Origin of the sequence: Rhodococcus globerulus (genome assembly GCF_019334125.1) — a bacterium.
Taxonomy (GTDB): Bacteria; Actinomycetota; Actinomycetes; order Mycobacteriales; family Mycobacteriaceae; genus Rhodococcus_F; species Rhodococcus_F globerula.
Genome location: NZ_CP079698.1, coordinates 6,667,257 through 6,692,518, shown reverse-complemented (window position 1 = coordinate 6,692,518; position 25,262 = coordinate 6,667,257). Strand labels below are relative to the sequence as shown.

The following is a 25,262-nucleotide window of genomic DNA, read 5'->3' as shown; positions in this document are numbered from 1 at the left end:
AGTTGGGCTACTGAGGGTTTTGCGCGGAATTGGCGTAGCGAACCGACCCGGCAACAACAGTCATGGCGATCTCAGTGGTGAGGAGTGAGTCGGCACCTTCTGCGAACGGGTCGTGTTTCAGGACGACAAAATCGGCAGCCTTGCCCCGAACCAGTTGTCCGGTCAGGTTTTCCCACCGGCACGAGTAGGCCGCGTCCCGAGTGGCGTGCGCGAGAGCTTCCGCGAGAGGAAGTGCGTACTGCGGCAGGTTGGGTGGCAGTGACGGGTCGATGGCAGACATACGAGTGGTGGCGATGAACATGTTCGGCAGCGGTGGATGAGGCGCGGTCGGCGCGTCCGATCCCAAGGCGAGAACCGCACCGGCCTCCGTGAATTCGGGCCATGGGTAGGCGCGATTCACACGGTAGTCGCCGAGCATTGCCCGCCAGTTTTCTTGAATAGCAGGATCCGCGTGAACTGGTTGCATCGAGGCGACCACACCGAGTCGGGCAAGGCGCTCGACGTTGTCTCGGGTGATCGACTCCAGATGTTCCATCCGATGCCGCCGGGGAATATCCCCGTTGGTGGCTATCGCGTATTCGAGTGCCGTCAAACCGATCTCGGACGCCTCGTCGCCGATGGCATGCATGGCGATTTGCAGGCCTGCGGCGTCGGCGGCGGTCACGACAGGTATCAATGACTCCAGGTCCCAGATGGGCTCGGCGTTGGTGCCGTCCGAATACGGCTCTTTCATTGCAGCAGTGCAGCTGTCGATCACACCGTCGATGATGATCTTGATGCCCGCGACGGCGAGCCACGGACCTTGGACGCGATTGTGCAGCTCGATCACGTCATGAACTTGCCTGACATTATCGGCGTCGTTGTCCTCACGCGTCATCAGCCAATGTGCAGCGACCCGCAACGGCAGCGTTCCGTTCCCTGCGTCCAATGCTCTTTCCAGACAAGCTAATTCGTCCGGGCCAAGTGCCATGTCCACTGCGCCGGTTACGCCGTCTTCGAGATAACGGCGGAACGCGAGCGCCAGGGCCGTGTCCCGGTCTTGGTCGGTTGCGAGTTCAGCCAGCTTCGGCCACACGTAGAGCATCACCGCGGTCTCATACAGCATTCCGGTTGCTTCTCCGGTGCTCGGGTCTCGATCGATGCGACCACCGATCGGGTCGGGCGTGTCGGCATCGATGCCGAGTTCTCGTAGCGCCGCGCTGTTCACCCAGACAGAATGTAGATCGTTGGCATCGAGGTACACCGGACGGTCGGGCACGACGGCGTCGATCATTTCCCGCGTCGGGTGTTGCCCACCGAGTGCCGAGAACAGCCAACTGCGTCCAAGCAGACGAGGTGCATCGGGGTTCGATTCCGCGAATTGGCGGATGCCGGCCTGAATGTCGGCAACACTGGTGGCGTCGAGTAAATCGAGCTTCTGCAGTGAGAATCCCATCATGATCAAATGGGTATGCGCGTCGACAAAACCGGGAAGTACAACGGCGCCTTGGAGATCGACTACTTCGGCGTCAGGGGCAAGGATTTCCGCGAACTCGGACTCTCCCGAGAAAATGAGCTGCTGATCCTTGACGACCAGCGATTCGGCCCAGCCGCCCTCGGCGGCAGTGAAAATCTTCCCGTTGCGGTAGTGAGTGATGCGCTCATTCATGACTTTTCGTGATCCTTACGCGATGACGGCGGTGGTGACAGCGGCGCTGTGGTGACGATACGCACCGTCGGTGCGCGCGGACAGGCGAGATACCAAGGCGAGCGGGACCAGCAGAAGGAAGTTGATGGAGGCGATTCGTCGAGTATGGGGAGCGGCGCGTCGACCACTAAGTCTAGCGAATTCGATTCGTTAAATGTGTGTTCCGCGTGAATCTGGCGTCGCCGGTCTGTTTCTTGTTGTGAGGCATATGCTTCCGCAATGGCTGAGCTTGCCGAACGAACCCGCTACTTCGAGCGCTACGTCACTTTTATCGACGCGATCGTCGCCATCGCGATCACGCTGCTCGTTCTACCGTTGGTCGAACTAACCACCGACCACCATGGCACCACGTCCGAATTACTGCACGAGAACGCTGCACAGTTCTACTCCTTCGCGCTGAGCTTTCTGGTGATTTTCCGGCTGTGGTGGTCGCAGCATCGGCTGCTTCGTTTTGTGATCGACGCAGACAAGGTGGTTGTGCGCGGATTGGGGCTGTGGGTGCTGACCATCGTGTTCTTGCCCTTCCCGACGGCGTTGGTGGCGGCGCCCTCGCAGGATCTGGGAACCAGGGCTCTCTACATCGGGACGATGGCCGCCAGCGCTGCGTGCCTGGCAGTGGTCGCATGGGGTCTGGTCCGCAAGCCGTCGTTGAGTGAGGAGGGTGCCAAACCGAATTTCACGGCCGAGATTGTCACTTTCCTGATACTGGTGGTGGCACTGCTCGTCAGTGTGCTCGTTCCGGCGACGTCGTATTTCCCGTTGTTCCTTCTCCTGCTCTCGTCGCCGATCGAGAAGCTGTGGGATCGAGTACAAACGAGAAACCCCGCTTAGGCTCGCCCTCGTGGAACCAGACCTTGACTACACGATGCCCGGACCGTTAACCGGACTCGACGGGGTGGATGTGCCGTCGCTCGAGCTGCTCGCCGTCGATCCCGTGGACATTTGCCGAGTAGTTCCCTACCTGGTCGTCCAACCCACCGATGCGCAGTCGCTGAATCTGTCCGCGGACAGATTCGACGAAAACCAGATCCGACCGGCAAACGTTCTGTTTCAACGGCTACTCGCACTGGATGCAGCTCCGTTGACCACTGCCCGGGAACCAGGCAAACGGGTCGTCGGAACCTGTCGGCACTTTGCTGTGATGAGTTGTGCGCTGCTGCGTCACCGCGGTATTGCCGCTCGTGTCCGCTGTGGCTTTGCCACTTACTTCCAGCCCGGGCAGGGCGTCGACCATTGGATCACCGAGTATCGGGACGATGACCGCGGACGTTGGACCCGCATCGACTCGGAGATCCTGGGGCAGAACATACTTCCTCACGCGCATGACCTGCAGCCAGGAGAGTTCCTCAGCGGCGGCGAGGCATGGGTTGCGTATCGGCGCGGCGAGATCGACGCATCGCAATTCGGGGTGTACGGAACCGAGAACTGGGGGCCGGCCGAGATCCGTGGTAACGCTGTGAAGGATCTGGCCGCAGTGAACAAGGTCGAAACCCTGCCTTGGGACGAGTGGGGCCGCATGACCGACGCCTACGACGGAAAGACCGGTGCGGAGTACGACCTGCTGCTCGACGAGATCGCCGGAGTCTGCGCTTCCGACGATCCACTCGCCATGCGGGCACTTTACGATCACAAGGATTTGCGGGTACCGGACAGTCTGATTTGTTAACGATCTCGCTCGAGCCGTCCCGCGCGCCGAATGTGCGCCCGCGCGGATGATCGAGCGCGCGTCCGCACAATCGCCCTGCGGCGTCGTCGGTCCAGCGGGAATCTCGAGTTTGCTTCCGCTGTTGAAAGAAATCCAAGCCCGCGGGAATTGATCGGCCTCCGAGCACGTTACTTGAGTCAAGAACGCTCAACTTACTATTAGGAGGCTTCGGAATGCCAGCATTCTTCGGGCCCGAGGGTCCCGGTCGCATCGACCTTTCCCGGCTCATGAGCAGGGCCACCCAGCAACTCATGGCTGAGGCTGCTCGCGCAGCGTCTGCTCGCGGTGATTCGGATCTCGATGCACTGCACGTTCTCCGTGTCATGGCGGAGCAGGACCCGGTCCGCACGCTCATGCAGCGCGCCGGGGCCGACCCGAAAGCCGTGGTCGAGGCAATCGACCAGCGGCTGCCACAAGGCCGTGAGCAGGGTGGCTTCACTGCGCCCGTGCTCAGCAGCGCCGTAAAAACAGCATTACTCGAGGCACATCAGTTGGCTCGGGCACTGGGATCGACCTACATCGACCCCGAACACCTCTTCATCGCGTTGGCCGGCGACATGGATCACGTTCCCGGTCGTCTGCTCGCTTCCGCCGGTGTGACGCCGGAGAAGTTGCAGAACGCCGTTCGGAATCCCAATGCGCCTGCCGAGGAGAGTGACTCCGACACTCCGATGCTCGACAAGTTCGGGGTGGACCTCACCGATCGCGCCCGAAACGGCGGCGTCGATCCGGTGATCGGCCGCGCCGACGAGATCGAACAGACCATCGAGATTCTCTCGCGTCGCACCAAGAACAACCCTGTTCTGGTGGGCGAAGCCGGTGTCGGTAAGACCGCCATCGTGGAGGGTCTGGCTCAGCGCATCGTCGACGGTGAAGTGCCGGACTCGTTGGTGGGCAAGAGAATTGTCCAGCTCGAACTGTCCAGCATGGTCTCGGGCACTCGGTACCGCGGTGACTTCGAGGAACGCCTCACCAAGGTCATCGACGAGATCACCGCCAACAAGGACGAGCTGATCGTGTTCATCGACGAGATGCACACCATTGCAGGTGCCGGCGGCGGCGCCGAAGGTGCGATGGATGCCGGAAACATCCTCAAGCCCAAGCTCGCTCGCGGTGAATTGCACATCGTCGGTGCCACCACGCTCGACGAATACCGCAAGCACATCGAGAAGGATCCGGCTCTCGAGCGTCGCTTCCAGCCTGTTCAGGTGGGGGAGCCGTCGATCGAGGACGCTATCGCGATCTTGAGTGGCTTGCGCAGTCGCTACGAGGATCACCACAAGGTGCACTACACCGACGAGGCGATCACGGCTGCGGTGGAACTGTCGGCTCGCTACATCGGTGACAGGTTCTTGCCGGACAAGGCAATCGACTTGATCGACCAGGCCGGCGCCCGGCTTCGTTTGAAGACGGCCACCGTGGACACCGCTGCTCTGCAGCAACGTCTCGAGCAGCTCGAGAGCGACAAGGAGAAAGCCGTCGCCGACGAATTGTACGAGAAGGCGTCGCAGCTGCGTGACGAGATCAACAATGTCACACAGCGTCTCGAAAAGGCGGGGACCCAGGCTCCCGTTGCGGAGGAAACACCGGACGTGACTGCGGAGCAGATTGCCGAAGTTGTCGCTCGCGCAACGGGTATCCCGGCCAGCCAGATGACTCAGGCAGAGAAGGATCGCCTGCGTCGGCTGGAAGAGGAACTGCACAGCCGGGTGGTCGGTCAGGACGATGCTGTGCGCGCAATTGCACGCGCCGTACGTCGCAGCCGTACCGGTATGAGCGACCCGAATCGCCCCGTCGGTAGCTTCCTGTTCCTCGGACCCACCGGTGTCGGTAAGACAGAGCTCGCAAAAGCTTTGGCTGCCACACTCTTCGGTGACGAGAACAAGATGCTGCGCTTCGACATGAGTGAGTTCGGCGAGAGGCACACGGTCAGCAGGTTGGTCGGTGCACCTCCCGGATACGTCGGCTACGGCGAGGCCGGACAGCTCACGGAACAGGTGCGTCGTAACCCGTACTCGGTGATCCTGCTCGACGAGATCGAGAAGGCGCACCCGGACGTATTCAACACCTTGCTCCAAGTGCTCGACGACGGACGTCTGACCGACGGCCAGGGTCGCACGGTGGACTTCAAGAACACCGTCGTGATCATGACCAGCAACCTCGGCTCGGACATCATCTCGAGCAAGTCCGGTGGACTCGGCTTCATCACCGGTGACGCAGAGTCGGCTGAGAAGCCGCTGCGTGATCGTGTGATGGCTCGGCTGCGCGAGTCGATGCGACCTGAGTTCCTCAATCGTATCGACGAGATCGTGATCTTCCGCAAGCTCGACACCGAGCAATTGCACCGGATCACGGACCTGCTGCTTGAGGACAGTCGTAAGCGGTTGCAGTCCAAGGGTATCGAGATCGAGTTCACAGCTGACGCGGTGGACTGGATTGCCGAACACGGTCACCAGCCGGAGTTCGGGGCCCGGCCGCTTCGCCGCTCGATCCAGCGGGTTGTCGACGACAAGATCGCCGACATGCTGCTCGACGATCTTCTCGTAGAGGGCGGCAGCATCACCGTCGCGGTTGACGAGGGTGAGTTGGTGTTCAGCTAGGGGCTTCGCCCCCGTGCGCCTTTCTGGTAGTGGACGCTACCGGAAAGGCGCACAGGCGCGCTGCGCCCAAGATCTCCGCTGCCAGCGCGTCGTTGTGCCGGAAGAACCCCGCATTGGTGCGCGGACGGGGGAAGGCCGCAGACCAGTTGTGGCCGGCAACCCAAGGTCCGACAGCGAATCGACGGGGATGGACTGTGTTGTCGGCGCGGCAGATTCGCGACGTCCCGTCCACGGCCAGCTTTGCTGCGCTGTCAACGGTGGCCCGTAGTTCAACTGCCTCGCCGCGCCGGTGCAGGGAACGCAGCAGTGCGTCGCCGCTTGCACTGATGGAGGCAACGGGCAAGCGCGCTTCGATGAGGGTGCGCGTAGCCACGATGTCGGTATGGGACGCGCTGCGCGCGACAAACAATCCGTCTCCGGTCGACGGATCTATCTCGGTGGAGAAAACGGTATCGGGGCCCAGGAACTGCACTACGCCTGCTTCATTGAGCGCCAGCAGTTGCTCGAGTCGCTCCGGCGGCGGACCACTGGCGATGAAGCTGAAGAAGGAATGCAGCCAGCCCTCGACGTCCTTGGCGACAGATTCGGCCGGAATTCGGCCACGGCGCAACAACTCTCCGACGGTCATGTACGAGGACAGCAGTGCCGAGAAGACCGCGGCATCGGCGCTGAAATATGGATCCGATCTGCGCGAGATATCGGCGGCAATGTACTCACCGATCCGTTTCTGAACTGCGTCCAATCCGTCGTAACGTTCGCCGCCGAGCGGACGGTTGAGCTGCTCCAGGTCGATTCGGTCTTCCGCTTTCGGCACGGCGTTCTCGATCAATTCGTCCAGGCGCGGCGATCCCCAACTCAGTGAGGCAAATTCGGAGTCGAACTCTTCCCACGTGCCCACGGTCCGTTCCGGATGTGCAGCAAAAAGTTCGTAATAGTGCGCGCCCGCCAGTTCCTTCGAGGCCAACGGCCAGATATCTTCGTGGAAGTTCAGTGGGCCATCGCCAGGCACCAGATCTGCGGTGAAGAACCTCGGTAGCGGCGGTCGAGCGTCTTCAATCGAGTACGAGATCTTGGAGTGGTAGGGAACTCCTCGACGCGATCCCGCATACAGAAGTGGTTCCCTCCCTGACGGCGAGTACACGAGGTTGCCGTTGTCGGCTCGTTCGAAGACACCACCGCGACTCTCCGCGAGGAGCACCATCCAGTCGATGAACGCCAGTCCCAGGCCCGCGATCAGCACCGGCTCACCTTCGGCAATGACATCGGCGTCGAGGTCTGCGGTGTATCCGGGACCGACGTAGGTCAACCCGTGCTCGGCGGAGAAGTCGCTCAGTTGAATCTCCCTTGGGGCAGCCAAGGCGTCCGGATGCCCCTGGGCCAGTAAGACACTCGTTGCTTCGATCACGTCACCGTTGTCGAGACGGACGTTTTGCCCGCCCTCTGTGTCATCGATCTCGATCACCGATCGGCGATGAATTCGAACGACGACGTGCGGCGGTGCTGAGTCGACAGCCGACTGGAACACCCAATGCAAATAGCGGCTTTGCAAGGATCTCGACGCGAACGACGCCGGTGTGACGGTCGGAATCTCGTCGGCAATTTCGGGAAATGAACCAAGTTCTTCAGTGTTCTCGGCGACCCATTCGGCCAGAGTTGGACCCGGCACGATCGGACCGTCGACGATTGTGGTGCTGTCGGTGAACATCGTGACGTCGGCGGTGGTGGAGTTCATCCACAAGAGAGGGGCTTGGCTGCTACGCCAGATACGTCCGGCGCCAGCTGGATACGGGTCGACCACGTGAATCTCGAGTGGCGTCGGGTCTGCGTTTACCGCTTCTTGCGCGAGGATGCGTTCGAGTACTCCGGTGCCGCGAGGACCGCCGCCGACGATCACGATGACTGCAGCATCGCCCACAGACGTACGGGGTCGGTCGGCGTCCACAAATCCTCCATCGGACCTGGCAGAAAGCACCCACACCTCGGCAGAGGGGGTTGCTGCGACGTCAGGGAGCCAGGACTCTCGATCGCTCGAAGATGGTGAGCCCTAGTTTTATCCGTTAAGGATGTTGTGGCAAGGAATTTCGGACATCGGATCAGCGTGAATCAAACTGTTGTGACGATCATTCCTGCGGATAGGGTAGATGGCTGCTGCTGTTCTGGCTCACCGATACCGGTCGGCCCAACTGAGGGAACGCGCGTTGAGCGCACGACGGGCGGTCACACACCTTGCATCCTGCTCCGATCGGAACGATCGTGGCCGGGTCGTCCGTCTGAATGCCGCGTGAATAGACCATGCGGTCGGCGTAAGTGATGTCGCAACCAAGTCCGATGGCAAAATTACGTTCGGGGGCAAGATATCCCAACCCGCCGCTGTGCGTCGTGCGCGCAATCCACAGATACGTACGCCCGTCCGGCATCTTTGCGACCTGAGTCAGGATGCGGCCCGGGCTGGCAAATGCTTCGTGTACCACCCACAGTGGGCAGCTACCGCCTACCCGTGAGAAGTGGAATGCTGTGGCGGACTGACGCTTCGATATATTTCCGGCGCGGTCGGTGCGGACGAAGAAAAACGGGATACCTCGCTGGCCGTGTCGCTGCAGAGTGGACAGGCGATGGCAGATCGTCTCGAACCCGACTTCGAACTTCAGGCTCAGAAGTTCGATATCGTATCGCAAGGTCTCGGCGGAGTTCAGGAATACGCTGTAGGGGAGTAGTAGCGCACCGGCAAAGTAGTGGGCCAGCCCGACGCGCGCGAGAGCAGCGGACTCCGCGGTTAGCGACTCATCTTCTGCTGCAATGGAATCAATGAGTTCTGCCTGTGTGAAGAAGGCCAACTGCATCGCGATCTGGAATGCGCGTTGCCCGGCGGAGAGGCGGCGGGCCAGGGTGAGAATTGATTTGTCGGCGTCGTAGAACCGTTTGGGCCCCAACTTGTCCGGCTCGTCAGTGCGGATGCGGACTGTGACGCCATGCTGATCGCGCAACAGTCGAGCCAGCTGAAGATCGAGTGCTCCGATGGTCAATTTGTTGTCGACAAACAGCTTTTCCGCGGCGTCGTCGAGGGCTGCGATGTGATTGCGGCGATCGTAGAAGAAATCGCGAACCTCTTCGTACGGCATGGGCATCAGGGCGGTCTCGGGTACTGCATCACCGGACAATTGTGTCGAGAATTGATCGAGTTGCTCCGTAGCGGCATGCAATCGTCTGTGCAGCATCACCAACGTACGTCCGACGGCCGGCATCCGGGCTACCAACTCGTCCACTTCGGCCAGGGATACCTCACCGGATTCCGATGTCTCGGCGAGAGCTTCGTGGACATCGGCAACCAGACGCGCATCGGAGTCCGACGCGAAGAACTGGACATCGAGGTCGAATTCGGAATTGAGTTTCAACAGAACCGGGACGGTCAGCGGGCGTTGATCGTTCTCGAGTTGATTGACGTAGCTCGGGGAGAGTTCGAGCACCTTGGCGAGTGCGGACTGTGACAGGTTGCGTTCGTCGCGGAGGCGTCGTAGACGGGCACCCGCATACATCTTTTTCATCGAATCTCCTCGGTACTGATGAAAGATCACACTACCGAGGCGAAGTTCGCAACGTTCGCAACTTTGCAAGGTCGCTGTTGCACAAATCGGCATATGCAAGCCCTTTTGTGGGGTCCTCCGCGCTGCGTAGCGTGCAAATAGATACCGAAACACGTGGAAAGAGGATCATGAAGACGCATCTCGTACGCACTCGCCGCTCGGCCGAAGAGTTCCCCAAGGATGAGCATCTGGCGTGGAAGATCGCGGAAGTTGCGACAGATTCCGTCGAGGTTGCCGATGCGACTGCCGACATGATCGTCAACAGAATCATCGACAATGCATCCGTCGCCGCGGCCTCCCTGGTGCGCCGTCCGGTCGTCAATGCCCGTGCGCAGGCACAGGCTCATCCCTATACCCCCGGCGCTACGGTCTTCGGTGTCAGTGGCACCTTCTCACCGGAATGGGCAGCGTGGGCCAATGGCGTCGCAGTTCGTGAACTCGACTTCCACGACACCTTCCTCGCCGCTGAGTACTCGCATCCCGGTGACAACATTCCACCGATCCTCGCGGTGGCCCAGCACACGGGGCGCGACGGCAAGGACCTGATCCGCGGACTTGCAACGGGATACGAAATCCAGATCGACCTGGTTAAGGCAATTTGCCTGCACGAGCACAAGATCGACCATGTCGCTCACCTCGGCCCCTCTGCCGCCGCCGGTATCGGAACCCTGCTCGGTCTCGGCACCGAGACGGTCTACCAGGCGATCGGTCAGGCACTGCACCTGACGACGGCCACCCGTCAGTCCCGCAAGGGCGAAATTTCCAGCTGGAAGGCATACGCCCCGGCGTTGGCCGGCAAGGTTGCCGTCGAAGCTGTTGACCGTGCGATGCGCGGGGAAGGTGCCCCCTCGCCGATCTGGGAAGGCGAAGACGGCGTCATTGCGTGGATGCTCGGCGGACCCGAGAAGGAATACCACGTTCCGCTGCCCGGTACCGGTGAGTCGAAGCGTGCGATCCTCGATTCCTACACCAAGGAACATTCCGCGGAGTACCAGAGCCAGGCTCCGATCGACCTCGCACGTCGGATGCGTTCCCGCGTAGGCGATCTCGATCAGATCGCGTCGATCGTCCTGCACACCAGTCACCACACGCACGTCGTGATCGGCACGGGTTCCGGTGATCCGCAGAAGTTCGATCCCACTGCTTCGCGTGAGACACTTGACCACTCGGTGATGTACATCTTCGCTGTGGCCTTGCAGGACGGTACATGGCATCACGAGCATTCCTATGCTCCCGAGCGTGCACAGCGCCCGGACACGATCGAGTTGTGGAACAAGATCTCCACGCGTGAAGACCCCGAATGGACCCGCCGCTACCACTCGATCGATCCGGACGAGAAGGCATTTGGTGCCCGCGCCGAGATCACTCTCGAGAGCGGTGAGGTCATCATCGACGAACTTGCCGTGGCCGACGCACATCCGTTGGGCGCGCGTCCCTTCGCTCGCGATCAGTACATCGCAAAGTTCCGCACCCTCGCCGAGGGCGTCATCGAGCCGGGCGAGCAGGACCGCTTCCTCGACGCTGCGCAGCGCACTGCAGAGCTGAAGGCGGGTGAGCTGAACCAGCTCACCTTCACGGTCTCCGACGACGTACTCGCTCGGGCACCCAAGGTCACCAAGGGGATCTTCTGATGACGGGCCTCATCGCAGCCTCGACGTCCGCCGCGGACAAGCGTATCGCTTTCCGGGCAGGCTTGACGTCGGGTAAGATTCAGCGACTACCTGGTGCCATCAATCCGTTGACGGCCAAGCTCATTCAGGAAATCGGGTTCGAAGGTGTCTACGTTTCCGGCGGGGCCTATTCTGCCGGGCTGGCGCTTCCCGATATCGGACTGACCACGCTCACCGAGGTGGCCGGCCACAGCAAGCAAATTGCCCGAGTCACTGATCTTCCGACGCTCATCGACGCGGACACCGGATTCGGTGAACCCATGAGTGCGGCCCGCACGGTCACGATCTTCGAGGACGACGGCATAGCCGGTTTGCACCTCGAAGACCAGATCAACCCCAAGCGCTGCGGGCACCTCGACGGCAAGGCAATCGTGCCTACCGAGGACATGGTGCGACGTATTCGGGCGGCCGTGTCTGCGCGCCGTGATCCGAACTTCGTGATCTGCGCCCGAACCGACGCCGCGGGAATCGACGGTATCGATGCCGCGATCGAGCGTACCAAGGCCTACGCCGATGCCGGCGCCGATCTGATCTTCACGGAGGCTCTCGCCACCGAGGCCGACTTCGAGAAGTTTCGCGCGGCAGTCGACGTTCCGCTGCTCGCCAACATGACCGAGTTCGGAAAGTCGAATCTCATCTCGGCAAAGACGTTGGAAGAGATCGGCTTCAACGCCGTCATCTACCCCGTGACCACCCTCCGGCTGGCGATGTTCGCCATCGAAAAGGGACTTCGCGAGATTCATGCAGAAGGCACTCAGGAAGGCCTGCTCGGTGAGATGCAGCACCGCAGCCGTCTCTACGAGCTTCTCGAGTACGAACGCTACAACGAATTCGACAGTGGCATTTTCAATTTCAGCTTGGAGGGGAGTAGGACATGACCGAACAGATTCCGACGATCTACAAGGGTTTGGCGGGAGTTGTCGTTGACACGACGGCGATCTCCAAGGTGGTGCCCGAGACGAATTCGTTGACGTATCGCGGTTATGCGGTGCAGGATCTTGCCGCCAACTGCAGCTTCGAAGAAGTTGCGTACCTGCTCTGGTATGGCGAACTGCCAACTCCGGAGCAACTCGAATTGCTGTGTCTACGTGAGCGTGCGGCCCGTCGCGCTGATCGGTCACTTCTGTCACTGCTGACGAAGATGCCGGACAACTGTCATCCGATGGACGTGGTCCGCACTGCCATCAGCTATCTCGGGGCCGAAGATCCAGCGGAGGACGACAATTCGGCGCCAGAGAATCTTGCGAAGGCGCTTCGAATGACGGCAGTTCTGCCGACGATTGTCGCAGCCGACTTCCGTCGTCGTCGTGGCCAGGATCCCACCCCGCCGCAGTCCGAACTGGGTTTCGCCGAGAACTTCCTCAACATGTGCTTCGGCGCGGTACCGGACGAGGCAATCGTCAAGGCTTTCGAAGTATCCCTGATTCTGTACGCAGAGCACAGCTTTAACGCCTCGACGTTTGCGGCTCGTGTCGTGACCTCGACGCTGTCCGATATCTACAGCGCTGTCACGGCGGCCATCGGTGCTCTCAAGGGCTCGTTGCATGGCGGTGCAAACGAAGCCGTCATGCACGACATGCTCGAGATCGACGATCCTGATCGTGCGGAGGCATGGATGTCGGCCAAGTTGGCCGCCAAGGACAAGGTGATGGGCTTCGGACACCGTGTCTACAAGAACGGTGACTCGCGGGTTCCGACCATGAAGGACGCCTTCATCGAGGTCGCTGCGGTCACCGATGGCGAGAAGTGGGTGCAGATGTACGACATCCTCGAGAAGACGATGGTCAGCGCCACCGGAATCAAGCCGAATCTCGACTTCCCCACGGGTCCCGCTTATTACCTCATGGGCTTCGACGTCGAGATGTTCACTCCCATCTTCGTGATGAGTCGAATCACCGGGTGGACGGCGCACATTATCGAGCAGGGGCAGTCCAACGCCCTGATCAGGCCGCTGAGCCAGTACTCCGGCGTGCCGCAGCGAACGGTCGTGGCCTGACACCTTCAGACTGCGTCGGTGAGGTTCGGTTCTGGCATCACCGTCTCCTGGCCTCGTCGACGCTTCTCCACGCATGGCCCGCACATTTCCGTGCGGGCTATGCGCATTTCGCGGTACCGAACCACACTCGACAGCGAGGTTTTCTTCTTCATGTTCTCCAAAGTGCTTGTCGCCAACCGAGGCGAAATTGCCATTCGCGCGTTCCGCGCTGCCTACGAACTAGGTGCCGGAACGGTGGCTGTGTTCCCGTACGAGGATCGGAACTCGATCCACCGGTCCAAAGCCGATGAGAGCTATCAGATCGGGGAGAAGGGGCATCCTGTTCGTGCGTACCTGTCAGTGTCGGAAGTGGTTGCAGCAGCGAAGAAGGCGGGCGCCGACGCCGTCTATCCGGGTTATGGATTTCTTTCGGAGAACCCTGAACTCGCGGCAGCATGTGCCGAGGCGGGTCTTACGTTCGTGGGGCCGTCGGCCGAGGTGTTGGAGTTGACGGGAAACAAGGCCCGCGCAATCGCAGCAGCGCGAACAGCGGGACTGCCGGTTCTCGAGTCTTCCGAACCGTCCACCGACATCGACGCGCTGATGAAAGCTGCGGAGTCGATGGAGTTCCCGATTTTCGTGAAAGCAGTCGCTGGCGGCGGCGGGCGGGGGATGCGCCGCGTTGCCGAACGCTCACAGTTGCGGGAATCGATCGAAGCTGCTGCCCGAGAAGCTGAGTCGGCGTTTGGTGACGCTACGGTATTTCTCGAGCAGGCAGTGGTCGACCCTCGCCATATCGAGGTGCAGATCCTCGCTGACGGCGAGGGCAACGTCATCCACCTGTTCGAGCGCGACTGCAGTGTGCAACGACGCCATCAGAAGGTCGTAGAAATTGCGCCTGCTCCAAACCTTCCGGCCGGACTGCGCGAGAAGATCTGTGCCGATGCCGTGGCCTTTGCGAAAGCCATCAACTACTCGTGTGCCGGCACTGTCGAGTTCCTGCTCGACACTCGTGGCAACCACGTGTTCATCGAGATGAACCCGCGAATCCAGGTGGAGCACACTGTCACCGAAGAAGTCACGGACGTCGATCTGGTTCAGGCTCAGCTCCGAATCGCTTCGGGTGAGACCCTCGCCGATCTGGGACTTCGGCAGGAGTCGATCGTTCTGCGCGGCGCCGCACTTCAATTGCGCATCACTACCGAGGACCCGGCAAACGGCTTTCGGCCGGACACCGGGCGCATCACCGCTTACCGCACACCGGGTGGTGCCGGGGTCCGCCTCGACGGCGGCACGACACTCGGTGCGGAAGTCGGCGCTCATTTCGATTCCATGTTGGTGAAGCTGACCTGCCGCGGACGCGATCTCCCCACAGCCATCTCGCGGGCCAGGCGCGCAGTCACCGAATTCCGCATTCGTGGAGTTTCCACCAATATCCCCTTCCTGCAAGCAGTTCTAGACGACGCGGACTTCCGTGCGGGCGAGGTGACAACATCGTTCATCGAGGAACGTCCCCGGCTTCTCACGTCGCGGGTATCGGCAGACCGGGGAACGAAGATCCTCACCTATCTCGCCGACGTGACGGTGAACCAGCCGAACGGAAAGCGGCCGTCGCAGGGCTATCCGCACGACAAACTCCCGAAAATCGACCTGACCACGACACCGAAAGACGGTTCCAAGCAGCGACTTGTGGAGTTGGGTCCGGCCGGTTTTGCTGCTGCCTTGCGTCAGCAGAATGCCGTGGCCGTCACGGATACCACATTCCGTGACGCGCATCAGTCACTTCTCGCGACCAGGGTTCGTACCAGCGGTCTCCTCGCGGTGGCCGGCCATGTGTCTCGGATGACTCCGGAACTGTTGTCCATCGAGGCTTGGGGTGGTGCAACTTATGATGTGGCGCTTCGCTTCTTGAAGGAAGATCCATGGGAGAGGCTCGCGGCGTTGCGTGAAGCAGTTCCGAATATCTGCTTACAGATGTTGCTGCGTGGCCGTAACACCGTCGGGTACACGCCGTATCCGGAAAAGGTGACCACCGCGTTCGTGGAGGAAGCTGCCCGTACCGGCGTCGATATCTTCCGAATCTTCGACGCTCTCAACAACATAGATCAGATGCGACCGGCCATCGACGCAGTTCGCGAGACCGGCACGACAGTCGCGGAGGTGGCGCTCAGTTACACCGGTGACCTGTCGAATCCTGCGGAGAAGCTCTACACGCTCGACTACTACCTCCGCCTCGCGGAGGAGATCGTGGAAGCGGGAGCTCACGTTCTCGCGATCAAGGACATGGCAGGATTGCTTCGGGCACCTGCCGCCGCGACTCTCGTTTCCGCACTGCGGAGCAACTTCGACCTTCCGGTGCACGTCCACACCCACGACACTCCGGGCGGACAGCTCGCGACTTACCTGGCGGCGTGGCAGGCCGGCGCCGACGCGGTGGACGGCGCCTCTGCTCCGATGGCCGGAACCACCAGTCAGCCGGCGTTGTCGGCGATCGTGGCTGCCGCGGCTCACTCCGAGTACGACACTGGAATTGATCTTGCGGCCGTGTGCAACCTGGAACCCTACTGGGAGTCATTGCGAAAGGTGTACTCACCGTTCGAGTCCGGTGTTCCGGCGCCGACCGGCCGGGTCTACACACACGAGATTCCCGGTGGCCAGCTGTCCAATCTACGCACCCAGGCAACGGCATTGGGTCTAGGTGAACGTTTCGAGGATGTCGAGTCGAAGTATGCGGCGGCAGACCGGATGCTGGGGCGTCTCGTCAAGGTGACGCCGTCATCGAAGGTGGTCGGCGACTTGGCTCTTCACCTGGTGGGTGCGGGAGTGAGCGCCGATGAGTTTGCTGCAGATCCTGCGAAGTTCGCTATCCCCGAATCGGTGATCGGCTTTCTGCGTGGCGAATTGGGTACTCCGCCGGCCGGTTGGCCGGAGCCGTTCCGTACCAGGGCATTGGAAGGCCGTGGTCCGGCAAAGCCCGAGGTGAAGCTGTCCGTCGAGGATACGAAAGCGCTTGACGGAGAATCCGGGGAAGTCCGGTCGACGTTGAATCGGTTGTTGTTCCCCGGTCCGACACGGGACTACCTGGAACACCTCGAGCATTACGGCGACACCTCGAGGCTTTCCGCAAATCAGTTCTTCTACGGTTTGCGCCGCGGCGAGGAACATCGCGTGAAACTCGAACCTGGCGTGGAACTGATCATCGGACTCGAAGCGATCTCCGAGCCGGACGAGCGCGGGTTCCGGACGGTGATGTGCATCCTCAACGGTCAACTGAGGCCGGTTTCGGTGCGAGACCGGAGCATCGCCGACACCGTTCCGGCTGCAGAGAAGGCTGACCGGAGCATTCCTGGGCACGTTCCCGCACCATTTGCCGGAGTGGTGACAACGACTGTCGAACCGGGGCAGAAGGTCTCGGCTGGTGACACGGTTGCCACGATCGAGGCGATGAAGATGGAGGCCTCGATCACCGTGCCATGCGCCGGTACGGTGGCCAGGCTCGCCGTTGCACCGTTGGCACAGGTGGAGGGTGGTGACTTGCTGGTGGTGATCGAGCCGTAAGTACTTCCGGCTGCGGCCGATCGTGTTACTGGAGCAGCTGCCCTCGGATAAGTCCGTAGTCTTCGCGCAGCCATCGGGTGAACTTGTCGCCGTCCATCTCGGTGGCCTGTACCCGCGGTAAGGCGCAGGGGTCGTCACTGCCGATCGCAGGCATGGGCACGCTGGTGCACGCGACGTCGATGCCGAGTTCGCGGACCGCAGCCCGGGCAGTGTCGTCGAAACGCCCGTACGGGTAGGAGAATCGAGTGATCGGACGGCCGGACAGCTCCTCGATCTTGCGGTGTCCGGCGCTGATCTGCGTGCGCTGTCGATCGGCCGGAAGGTCTGTCAACGAGACGTGGTCGAGCGTGTGACTGCCGAGGGTGATCAGCGGGTGATCTGCGAGTTGCGCGAACTGTTCCGCGTCGAGGGCCACTCGCGACGTTGGCGTCGTCGCCATTCGACCTCCCCAGGCCAGCACATGATCGATCGCGTCGTCCTGCTCGGTCGGCTCCAGCACGACGATTGCGTCCCAGAGCGCGCGAAACAACGCTTGACGGGAGGTTGTGATCTCGCCGCTGTCGGCACGCCAGCGCGCATTCGTCGCGCTGTCGCCGGGGCGCTCGTTCAGCGTGAAGGTTCGCCGGCCTTTTCCGAACGGAAAATCCAGCCGATCCGGTAGTGGTTCACCGCTCGGCACGGCGCGTTGCAAACCGTCCCACCAGAATTCGCGGGTGCGACCGACGGCGTTTCCGATGACAAAGATGGTCGCCGGAATCTCGTAACGCTCGAGTACCGGCAATGCGGCGACAAGATTGTCGACGTAACCGTCGTCGAATGTCACGGCCAACTGGGAACCGGTGCGCGTATAGGCATCGCTGCCCGCAAAGTTCGCGAGGTCGACGGCGGCACGCGCTTGGGCGAGTACTGCCATCTGGTCGTCGAATGCGTTCGGGGAGACGCAGATTGCCCAGGGGTCGTAGGTTTCCTCGCTGATGCAGTGGTACATCAGGATGCCGCCGCGGCGCCGTTGTTTCCGGGCGTGTAGCCGGAGCATCCGGGCGAGGGCGTCACGCCTCGACATCGTCGCCCTTGCGTGCCGCGACCGTCACGATGACGGGGTACTCGGGGTCGAAGACGTTCAGTTCCTGCCTCTTCAGTTCGCGGTCGGCTATGCCGTGCAGGAACGCTGTAGCCGACAGCACATTGCCGAACGCCCGCACGTCGACGCTCTCGCGGGGGAAGGGGCCGTCGAACAGTCGATTCACGGCCAATTCCGTGAACGACCAGTACCAGGTCGAGTTCCACACCGGGTCGGCGATCTGACTGATGCCGGGCACGGTGCACAGCACCACTCCGCCAGGCTTGAGAATGCGATGGAGCGTCGCCACTGCGGCGTTCGTGTCGAAGATCATCTGCAGCGTCTGCGTCAGGATGATGCAGTCGTAGGTGTTGCTCGGCACGTTCGGTGCGTCGGTGAGATCGGCGACGTAGGTCGCGTCTTCCACGTCTGCGACGTGCAGCATGTCCGAACGGGTGACACCTTCACCGAAAGCCTCGGTGTAGGTCCGCTCGCCGATCTCCAGCACGGATCCGGTGATCAGGTGGCTGTTCGTCTCGAGAAAGTTCTCGATGTAGAAGCGATCGATCGGACGTCCACGCTCGAAACCGTATTCACGGCAGATCGGCTCGATCCTTCGGAGGTCGCCGAAACGCACCTTGCCGACGCGCGGCTTCTGTCGCCGATCATTGATTACTCGGAGCACACGGCGGTAGTTGTCCTCACCCAGAACCGTGCGGGCAAGTGAAGTCCTACTGCGCTGGAGAAGCGTCATCGTCAATCCGTTCTCGGTGTCGGCCAACGGAGTCGGCACAGCAGGCGCAGTCGTCCGAGACCTGGGAACCAGCTGTGTACTCCCTGTGAGTTAGGCGAACCTTACCTAAGGTGGATGCGGCAGCTGTCAGGGGGTCCCGCTGGAATCTCCCAGGGGCGAACGAAGAGCTCGGTGCGACCGGAACGACGACGACGCCGCACAGGAGTCCCACCGAAATAGCGGGGACCTGTGCGGCGTCGAGTCGAGCTATGTGGTTGTGCTTATCGATCTGCCTGCGTGGCCGGGAGGATACGTGCGCTGACCTCACCGAACCCGATGCGTGAACCGCCGGCTGCTGGTGCGGTGGCCGAGATGGAGATGACATCTCCGTCTTCGAGGAAGGTGCGAGTCTCGTCGCCGACAGCGACGGGTTCTTTTCCGCCCCAGGTCAGTTCGATGAAGGCGCCGCGCTGGTTCTTCTCGGGGCCCGAGATGGTTCCGGACGCAAAGAGATCGCCGGTACTCGCGACCGCCCCGTTGATGGTGGTGTGGGCCAACATCTGCGCGGGTGACCAGTACATCTGCGCGTACGGCGGACGGGAGACGACGTGACCGTTCCATTCGACAGCGAGGTCGATGTCGAGTCCCCACTTTTCCTCGCCGCGCAGGTAGGGGAGGGGTTCGGGATCCTGGACGGGAGTGTCGATGCGGGCAGCTTCGAGAGCGAGAAGCGGGACGACCCACGGGGAGATGGACGTGGCAAAGCTCTTGCCCAGGTTGGGGCCAAGCGGGACGTATTCCCACGCCTGAATGTCGCGGGCAGACCAGTCGTTCACGACAACGGCTCCGAAGACGTGGTCGGCAAATTCGTCAGGCGTGATGGAATCGCCCATCTTCGAAGGGGTTCCGACGATGAATCCCATCTCGGCCTCGATGTCGAGGCGGCGCGACGGTCCGAAATCCGGGTTCGCCTGGTCAGGGCTCTTGCGCTGGCCACAGGGACGAATGATGTCTGTGCCGGATACGACGACGGTGCTCGAACGCCCGTGGTAGCCCACGGGAAGGTGCTTCCAGTTGGGCATCAGGGGAGCGGAATCCGGGCGGAAGAGACGGCCGAGGTTGGTGGCGTGATTCTCCGACGCGTAGAAGTCGACGTAGTCGGCCACTGTGATCGGCAGATGCATCTCGACGGAGTCGATGGAAAAGACTGCGTCGGAGGGGATTTCTCCGGTTGCAAGTTCGGTGATCTGGTTGCGCACGGATACCCAGCGATCGCGGCCTTGTGCCATGAACGCGTTCAATGTCGGTTCCGAGAAGACGGAATCGCCCAGTGCCACTGCAAGGTCGATGACAGAGTCACCCACTCGAACGCCGACACGCGGAGCGCCGCCTGCGGGGGAGAACACACCGTATGGCAGATTGTCGAGCCCGAAGAGCGAGTCGGCGGGAATGTTGATGGTCGTCATGGTCATGCGAGTGTTCCTTCTGTCTTCTCGGACCGGTTGATCAGTCCCAGGTCTTCGAGTTCGGTCAGTGGGTCCGAGATGCTGCAGGTGCCGAACGAGAGGAAGCGTCGACGCACGTCCTGGTCATCGAGTTCGGACACGCTGTGTGCGAGAGCGGTTCCGTCCCGTTCTGCCAGTGCGGCAACTACATCGGACCGATCTGCGCCGGTCGCCGCAGCGCCGACTGCCGACAGGATGTTGAGGAAGCCGTGCTGCTCGAAACCCGTGTCGGGATCTGTGTTCCGGACGGCATGATGCAGCCCTGCCGTGGCCTTGAACGGAATACCAGCGCGGACAACGGAAATGATGGCGTCAGCGAGTTCGTTCTCGTCGGGATACGCCTCGGCCTGAACGCCGCCGGTGCGGAACTTCGCGCTGTAACCGGCCTTTTCCAGCGCGGCAATGTAGCTGTCGCGTCGATCGTCGCGGGGAACCTCGACAAAGATGTCGATGTAGGGATACGCGGCGTGAATGCGCGCCAGCTCGTCGAAAGCATGATCGGCCGCTACGCCGGAAGGTGTTCCAACCTCCACCGCTACGACATCGACCCCCGGGATGGCCAGGGCCTTCGCCACCGCCGCCGCAGTGGCGTCCGGACCGGCAGGAACTGTGAGGCTCAGTGCCACAGGATGATCGGCAGAGATGTGAGCGGAGAGTTCGTCCAATCGCGGTGCGGGAAAGACGAAGGGGCCGACCAATGCGGAGTAGCCGGCTTCGAGGTACGACTGATGCGACGGAACTGCTTCGGCGAGAGGCGCATTGCCGGGCGGGAAGAGGGCGGCGTCGTCGCACAGACCGCGCAGGAGTGGGGAGATGACGGTCATTGTGCAGGCCCCCGTCCGGCCCAACTCCAGGCGTAGTTGTCGTCTTCGCATGCCAACGCGCCTTCGCCGAGTTCGAGCGGCCGGAACGTGTCGACCATGACGGCCAGCTCGTCGAAGAACTCTGCACCGATGCTGCGCTCGTACGCTCCTGGCTGCGGGCCGTGTGCGTGTCCGCCGGGATGAACCGAGATGGAACCCTGGCCGATGCCGGAACCCTTGCGTGCTTCGTAGTCGCCGCCGCAATAGAACATGATCTCGTCGGAGTCGACATTGGAGTGGTAGTACGGCACAGGAATCGACAGTGGATGGTAGTCGACCTTGCGTGGCACGAAGTTACAGATCACGAAGTTGTTGCCCTCGAATGCCTGATGCGCCGGCGGCGGCTGGTGAACGCGGCCGGTGATGGGTTCGTAGTCGGAGATGTTGAACGTGTACGGGTACAGGCAACCGTCCCAGCCGACCACGTCGAAGGGATGCGTCGGGTAGACCATGCGGGTTCCCACGATGCCGGCCGACGTCCGGTGCTTGACCAAGACCTCCACATCGGTACCTTCGGCGATCAGGGGAGCCGTGGGTCCGTGTAGGTCGCGCTCGCAGAACGGTGCGTTCTCGAGCAACTGGCCGAATCGTGAGAGGTAACGCTTGGGCGGAACGATGTGGCTGTTCGCTTCGATCGTGTAGGCGCGTAGTGGCTTGTCGCCCTTGGGGATCCAGCGATGCGTCGTGGACATCGGGATGAGGACGTAGTCGCCTTCGCGTGCTTCGAGTGCGCCGAATACCGTTTCGACAGTGGCTTCACCGGATTCGATGTAGACCATCTCGTCGCCGATTGCGTTGCGGTACAGGGGCGATGCAGCACCGGCAATGACGTAGGACAGGCGGACGTCGGCATTGCCGAGGATCAGGCGCCGTCCGGTCACCACATCCGTTTCGGCCCAGATACTTTCCGGGAACAGGTCGTGAAGCTTCAGATGTCGCGGTTTGAGTGGGTGATTGGGCGTGGTGCTCTGGTCACGCAGTTCCCAGAGCGTGGCGTCGACGATCGCCGACGGAATCTCACGGTGGTACAGGAGCGACGAGTCGGAGGAGAATCCTTCTTCGCCCATCAACTCCTCGTAGTAGAGGTTTCCTGCTTCGTCACGGTGCTGAGTGTGACGCTTCGGGGGGACATTGCCGAGTTGTCGGTAGAACGCCATGTCCGGCCTCCTTCTGTGCTGTTTCCGTCTGACTCACGTTGACCAGATAGTAAACACATTAACTAAAATGATGTGACAGGTGCAACCCTTCAGGGGGTGCGGGTTGTGTTGTTAGTTCCGTCCGCGCACGTCGAACTGGCTGCGATTGCTGATCAGTTTGTCCAGGAGCATCACAAGAATCCGCTGCTCAGCTTCGCTGAGGACGCTGACCCACGCGTGTTCGCGCTCGTTCTGCTCGCGAAACGCCTCGACCATCGCGTCTCTGCCCATCTCGGTCAGGTAGAGCTGCACCGAACGGCCGTCGTTCTCGGTAGGGCGACGATCGATCAGGCCGTCGGCCAGCAGTGATTTGGACAGGTTCGACACGGCCGCCCGACTCATTCCAGTGAGCTCGGCAGCGGCTTTCGGCTCGATCGGCCCGGCCAGCCAGGTCACGAACATCAGGCGGAAGGATGACCACGACCAGCCGCGTGGTCGGTGTATCGACGACTCGAGGTCATACGTGACCACGTTGGATGCGCGGTTGAGTGTCAGGAGAACCTCGGTGGCGAGGTGGTGGCGAAAGCCGTGCTCGTCGGACAGTCTTTTGTTCGCCAACTCGATGAACGACCAAAAATTGAGCTCTCCGGCCGTTCCCTGAGTTTCTTCTGCTGCGGCTTCCATGGCGTCACTCTAGCGCGATCAAGAGGCACGTTTGTATATGAATGTACTAAAAGGGGCCTACGGCCCCTGTGCGCCTTTCCAGTAGTGCCCACTACCAAAAAGGCGCACAGGGGGGCGGAGCCCCCTACAACTCCGCTCGCACCAGCTTTGCCGCCTCGACGAGGTTACGCAGCGACGCTTCTACCTCGACCGGACCTCGTGTCTTCAAGCCGCAGTCAGGATTGACCCACAACCGTTCCACCGGGACAGCCTCGATTGCTTCACGCAGCGAGCCGGCAATCTCGTCGACGCTCGGCACCCGCGGAGAGTGAATGTCGTACACACCGGGGCCGACGCCAAGGTCGAACCCGACGGCGCTGAGGTCGTCCAAAACCTCCATGTGCGAGCGGGCCGCCTCGATCGAGGTGACATCGGCATCCAGTCCCGCGATCGCGCCGATCACGGCACCGAACTCCGAGTAGCAGAGATGGGTGTGGATCGCCGTGGAATCCGCGACGCCCGACGTTGCCAGTCGGAACGACCCGACCGACCAGTCCAGGTATGCCGACTGATCGGCGGCTCGCAACGGGAGCAGCTCACGAAGTGCGGGCTCGTCTACCTGGATGATGCCGATGCCGGCAGCCTGTAGGTCGACGGTTTCGTCCCGAATCGCCAGTGCAACCTGATTGGCGGAGTCGGCAAGTGGCTGATCGTCACGCACGAACGACCACGCCAGAATCGTGACCGGTCCCGTGAGCATCCCCTTGACCGGCTTGTCGGTCAGTGACTGCGCGTAGGTGATCCAGTCGACCGTCATCGGCTTCGGTCGGGAGACATCGCCGTAAAGGATCGGCGGACGTACACAGCGCGTTCCGTACGACTGCACCCAACCATTCGCGGTCGCGAAGAATCCCTCGAGCTGTTCGGCGAAGTACTGGACCATGTCGTTGCGTTCGGGTTCTCCGTGCACGAGCACGTCCAGGTCCAACTTCTCTTGGAGCGCAACCACATCCGCGATCTCGGCGCGCATGCGCGAGATGTATTCGCCTCCGTCGATCTCGCCCTTGCGCAATGCCGCACGAGCCACCCGAATCTTGGATGTCTGCGGGTACGAACCGATAGTGGTGGTCGGAAGGGGAGGAAGCGACAGCAATTCGGCCTGAGCTTTACGGCGCTCTGCTGCCGGTGCGCGGTTGGTCGCCGAATTCAGCACGGCTTCAAGACGCCCACGCACGCGTGCGTCGTTGAGTCGCTTGTCGTCCCTGCGAGTCGACGCGGCGGCGCGAGCGAGGCCGAATTCGTCCTCGACGGATTCGCGACCCTGGGTCAGTGCGGTGGCAAGTGTTGCCACTTCCCGCACCTTTTCGGCGCCGAATGCAAGCCAGGAGCGAAGGGCTTTGTCGAGATCAGGTTCCTGCGAGAGCGAGTACGGAACGTGCAGGAGTGAGCACGACGTGGAGACGGCAAGCCTCTCGACGCTGCCGAGCAACCCGCCAAGCGTGGACAGCGCCGAATCCAGGTCCGTTCGCCAGATGTTACGACCGTCGACAACTCCGGCGACTACCAATTTTCGGGCGAGGTCTGAGACGGAACCTATCGAATCATGTCCTGCGACAAGGTCGATCGCAAAACCGTCGACTGCGGTGGACGCCAGGGCGGGCAGTGCATCGCCCAACGAGCCGAAGTACGACGCCAGCAAAATTGCCGGTCGGTTCGACAACAGTGAAAGCTGTTCGTAGAGCGACCGCGCGGCCTCGATCTCCTCGTCGGTGCGGTCGCCGACGAGCGCCGGTTCGTCGATCTGTACCCACGTGGCCCCGGCTTCGGCGAGCTTGCCGAGAAGGTCCGCGTACAGCGGAACCAGTTCATCGATCCGCGTCAGAAGAGGTTCTTCGGTTCCGACAGCCTTCGAGAGGAGAAGGAACGTGACGGGTCCGATAACAACCGGGCGAGCGGGAATTCCGTCGGTGAGTGCTTCCGCCAGTTCGCCGAGCACCTTGGAGGCGTCGAGCGCGAAAGTCGTCGACGGTGAAATCTCGGGGACCAGATAGTGGTAATTGGTATCGAACCACTTCGTCATCTCGAGCGGTGCGATGGTGTCGGTGCCGCGTGCGGCCGCAAAATAGCGGTCCAACGGATCGGCGACGGAGGCGACCCGCTCGGGCAACGCCCCGAGAAGCACTGCCGTGTCGAGCATCTGGTCGTAGAAGGAAAAAGTGTTGACCGGGATGGAGTCGAGACCCTGGTCACGAAGGTCGGCCAAGCCCTGCCGACGGAGGTCACGAGCTACTCGCGCCAAGGCGTCGGCGTCGATACGCCCCGCCCAGTAGCTTTCGATGGCCCGCTTGAGTTCGCGATGAGGACCGATGCGCGGAGAGCCCAGCACGGTCGCGGTGAATGTTGTTGTCACGGAGTTTCTCCAGATTGCCATTGCACTGATGGCCACTGCCGGCAGACGGGTACACCTCATGAGGCCGCGATCAAACATGCGACCACTTCTCGAGATCTACGCGCCCATTCCACGAG

The 25,262-nt window shown here is 61.6% G+C and carries 17 protein-coding genes; 7 read left to right on the top strand and 10 right to left on the bottom strand.

All coding sequences use genetic code 11. The features are described from left to right. Window positions 1–7: 7 nt before the first annotated feature. The gene (locus KYT97_RS30575; RefSeq protein WP_219111524.1) at window positions 8–1,648 is read right to left on the bottom strand and encodes an amidohydrolase; all 1,641 of its coding nucleotides are present in this window, start codon (window positions 1,646–1,648) and stop codon (window positions 8–10) included. Window positions 1,649–1,906: 258 nt separating this feature from the next. On the opposite strand from KYT97_RS30575, the gene KYT97_RS30570 reads away from it, so the two are divergent. The 3 genes from KYT97_RS30570 to KYT97_RS30560 all read left to right on the top strand — a co-directional run bounded on the left by KYT97_RS30570 (window position 1,907) and on the right by KYT97_RS30560 (window position 5,992). Beyond that, window positions 1,907–2,518 carry a TMEM175 family protein gene (locus KYT97_RS30570; protein ID WP_095888328.1) on the top strand — a complete coding sequence of 204 codons (612 nt, stop codon included), beginning with the start codon at window positions 1,907–1,909 and terminating at the stop codon, window positions 2,516–2,518. 10 nt (window positions 2,519–2,528) lie between these two features. Continuing rightward, a complete protein-coding gene (locus tag KYT97_RS30565; protein ID WP_219111523.1) occupies window positions 2,529–3,353 on the top strand; it encodes a transglutaminase domain-containing protein in 825 nt (274 codons plus the stop codon). 212 nt (window positions 3,354–3,565) lie between these two features. Next, the gene (locus KYT97_RS30560; RefSeq protein WP_033234017.1) at window positions 3,566–5,992 is read left to right on the top strand and encodes an ATP-dependent Clp protease ATP-binding subunit; all 2,427 of its coding nucleotides are present in this window, start codon (window positions 3,566–3,568) and stop codon (window positions 5,990–5,992) included. On the opposite strand, the gene KYT97_RS30555 is transcribed toward KYT97_RS30560, so the two are convergent. Together KYT97_RS30555 and KYT97_RS30550 are read right to left on the bottom strand one after the other, a co-directional pair. Continuing rightward, window positions 5,985–7,934 carry an FAD/NAD(P)-binding protein gene (locus KYT97_RS30555; RefSeq protein WP_245005972.1) on the bottom strand — a complete coding sequence of 650 codons (1,950 nt, stop codon included), beginning with the start codon at window positions 7,932–7,934 and terminating at the stop codon, window positions 5,985–5,987. The two genes, KYT97_RS30560 and KYT97_RS30555, sit on opposite strands and share 8 nt — an antisense overlap. 178 nt (window positions 7,935–8,112) lie before the next feature. Further along, the gene (locus KYT97_RS30550; RefSeq protein WP_095888692.1) at window positions 8,113–9,534 is read right to left on the bottom strand and encodes a short-chain fatty acyl-CoA regulator family protein; all 1,422 of its coding nucleotides are present in this window, start codon (window positions 9,532–9,534) and stop codon (window positions 8,113–8,115) included. Window positions 9,535–9,701: 167 nt separating this feature from the next. Here KYT97_RS30550 and prpD point away from each other — a divergent pair, with 167 nt between their 5' ends. The 4 genes from prpD to KYT97_RS30530 all read left to right on the top strand — a co-directional run bounded on the left by prpD (window position 9,702) and on the right by KYT97_RS30530 (window position 16,776). Continuing rightward, window positions 9,702–11,204 carry a 2-methylcitrate dehydratase PrpD gene (gene prpD / locus KYT97_RS30545; RefSeq protein WP_219111522.1) on the top strand — a complete coding sequence of 501 codons (1,503 nt, stop codon included), beginning with the start codon at window positions 9,702–9,704 and terminating at the stop codon, window positions 11,202–11,204. Beyond that, the gene (gene prpB, locus KYT97_RS30540; protein ID WP_219111521.1) at window positions 11,204–12,121 is read left to right on the top strand and encodes a methylisocitrate lyase; all 918 of its coding nucleotides are present in this window, start codon (window positions 11,204–11,206) and stop codon (window positions 12,119–12,121) included. The genes prpD and prpB overlap by 1 nt, the downstream gene beginning before the upstream one ends. Then, the gene (locus KYT97_RS30535) at window positions 12,118–13,239 is read left to right on the top strand and encodes a bifunctional 2-methylcitrate synthase/citrate synthase (RefSeq protein ID WP_219111520.1); all 1,122 of its coding nucleotides are present in this window, start codon (window positions 12,118–12,120) and stop codon (window positions 13,237–13,239) included. Before prpB ends, KYT97_RS30535 begins: the two co-directional genes overlap by 4 nt. 150 nt (window positions 13,240–13,389) lie before the next feature. Further along, on the top strand, window positions 13,390–16,776 hold the full coding sequence (locus KYT97_RS30530; protein WP_219113217.1) for a pyruvate carboxylase: 3,387 nt from the start codon (window positions 13,390–13,392) through the stop codon (window positions 16,774–16,776). A 25-nt stretch (window positions 16,777–16,801) separates the two neighbouring features. Here KYT97_RS30530 and KYT97_RS30525 read toward each other — a convergent pair whose 3' ends face one another. The 7 genes from KYT97_RS30525 to metE all read right to left on the bottom strand — a co-directional run bounded on the left by KYT97_RS30525 (window position 16,802) and on the right by metE (window position 25,146). Next, window positions 16,802–17,839 (bottom strand): polysaccharide deacetylase family protein, encoded by a 1,038-nt coding sequence (locus KYT97_RS30525; protein ID WP_245005971.1) that lies wholly within the window; start codon window positions 17,837–17,839, stop codon window positions 16,802–16,804. Then, window positions 17,826–18,629, bottom strand: coding sequence for a methyltransferase domain-containing protein (locus KYT97_RS30520; protein WP_245005970.1), 804 nt, complete (start codon window positions 18,627–18,629; stop codon window positions 17,826–17,828). Before KYT97_RS30520 ends, KYT97_RS30525 begins: the two co-directional genes overlap by 14 nt. A gap of 221 nt (window positions 18,630–18,850) precedes the next feature. Then, complete coding sequence (gene fahA / locus KYT97_RS30515; RefSeq protein ID WP_095888696.1) at window positions 18,851–20,035, bottom strand: fumarylacetoacetase; 1,185 nt, start codon at window positions 20,033–20,035, stop codon at window positions 18,851–18,853. A gap of 2 nt (window positions 20,036–20,037) precedes the next feature. Further along, window positions 20,038–20,898: a hypothetical protein gene (locus KYT97_RS30510; protein ID WP_095888334.1), complete on the bottom strand. Its 861-nt coding sequence runs from the start codon at window positions 20,896–20,898 to the stop codon at window positions 20,038–20,040. Next, window positions 20,895–22,094, bottom strand: coding sequence for a homogentisate 1,2-dioxygenase (locus KYT97_RS30505; RefSeq protein WP_219111519.1), 1,200 nt, complete (start codon window positions 22,092–22,094; stop codon window positions 20,895–20,897). Before KYT97_RS30505 ends, KYT97_RS30510 begins: the two co-directional genes overlap by 4 nt. A gap of 111 nt (window positions 22,095–22,205) precedes the next feature. Next, window positions 22,206–22,757 carry a MarR family winged helix-turn-helix transcriptional regulator gene (locus KYT97_RS30500; RefSeq protein WP_033234025.1) on the bottom strand — a complete coding sequence of 184 codons (552 nt, stop codon included), beginning with the start codon at window positions 22,755–22,757 and terminating at the stop codon, window positions 22,206–22,208. 124 nt (window positions 22,758–22,881) lie between these two features. After that, the gene (gene metE, locus KYT97_RS30495; RefSeq protein WP_219111518.1) at window positions 22,882–25,146 is read right to left on the bottom strand and encodes a 5-methyltetrahydropteroyltriglutamate--homocysteine S-methyltransferase; all 2,265 of its coding nucleotides are present in this window, start codon (window positions 25,144–25,146) and stop codon (window positions 22,882–22,884) included. Between the last annotated feature and the right edge of the window lie 116 nt (window positions 25,147–25,262).

Excerpts from the sequence above, each read along its gene's own strand:
- KYT97_RS30535 (WP_219111520.1), top strand. The coding sequence starts at position 12,118 with ATGACCGAACAGATTCCGACGATCTACAAGGGTTTGGCGGGAGTTGTC.
- KYT97_RS30510 (WP_095888334.1), bottom strand. The coding sequence starts at position 20,898 with ATGACCGTCATCTCCCCACTCCTGCGCGGTCTGTGCGACGACGCCGCC.
- KYT97_RS30505 (WP_219111519.1), bottom strand. The coding sequence starts at position 22,094 with ATGGCGTTCTACCGACAACTCGGCAATGTCCCCCCGAAGCGTCACACT.
- KYT97_RS30500 (WP_033234025.1), bottom strand. The coding sequence starts at position 22,757 with ATGGAAGCCGCAGCAGAAGAAACTCAGGGAACGGCCGGAGAGCTCAAT.
- KYT97_RS30575 (WP_219111524.1), bottom strand. The coding sequence starts at position 1,648 with ATGAATGAGCGCATCACTCACTACCGCAACGGGAAGATTTTCACTGCC.
- prpD (WP_219111522.1), top strand. The coding sequence starts at position 9,702 with ATGAAGACGCATCTCGTACGCACTCGCCGCTCGGCCGAAGAGTTCCCC.
- prpB (WP_219111521.1), top strand. The coding sequence starts at position 11,204 with ATGACGGGCCTCATCGCAGCCTCGACGTCCGCCGCGGACAAGCGTATC.
- KYT97_RS30530 (WP_219113217.1), top strand. The coding sequence starts at position 13,390 with ATGTTCTCCAAAGTGCTTGTCGCCAACCGAGGCGAAATTGCCATTCGC.
- fahA (WP_095888696.1), bottom strand. The coding sequence starts at position 20,035 with ATGACGACCATCAACATTCCCGCCGACTCGCTCTTCGGGCTCGACAAT.
- KYT97_RS30550 (WP_095888692.1), bottom strand. The coding sequence starts at position 9,534 with ATGAAAAAGATGTATGCGGGTGCCCGTCTACGACGCCTCCGCGACGAA.
- KYT97_RS30525 (WP_245005971.1), bottom strand. The coding sequence starts at position 17,839 with ATGTCGAGGCGTGACGCCCTCGCCCGGATGCTCCGGCTACACGCCCGG.
- KYT97_RS30560 (WP_033234017.1), top strand. The coding sequence starts at position 3,566 with ATGCCAGCATTCTTCGGGCCCGAGGGTCCCGGTCGCATCGACCTTTCC.
- KYT97_RS30570 (WP_095888328.1), top strand. The coding sequence starts at position 1,907 with ATGGCTGAGCTTGCCGAACGAACCCGCTACTTCGAGCGCTACGTCACT.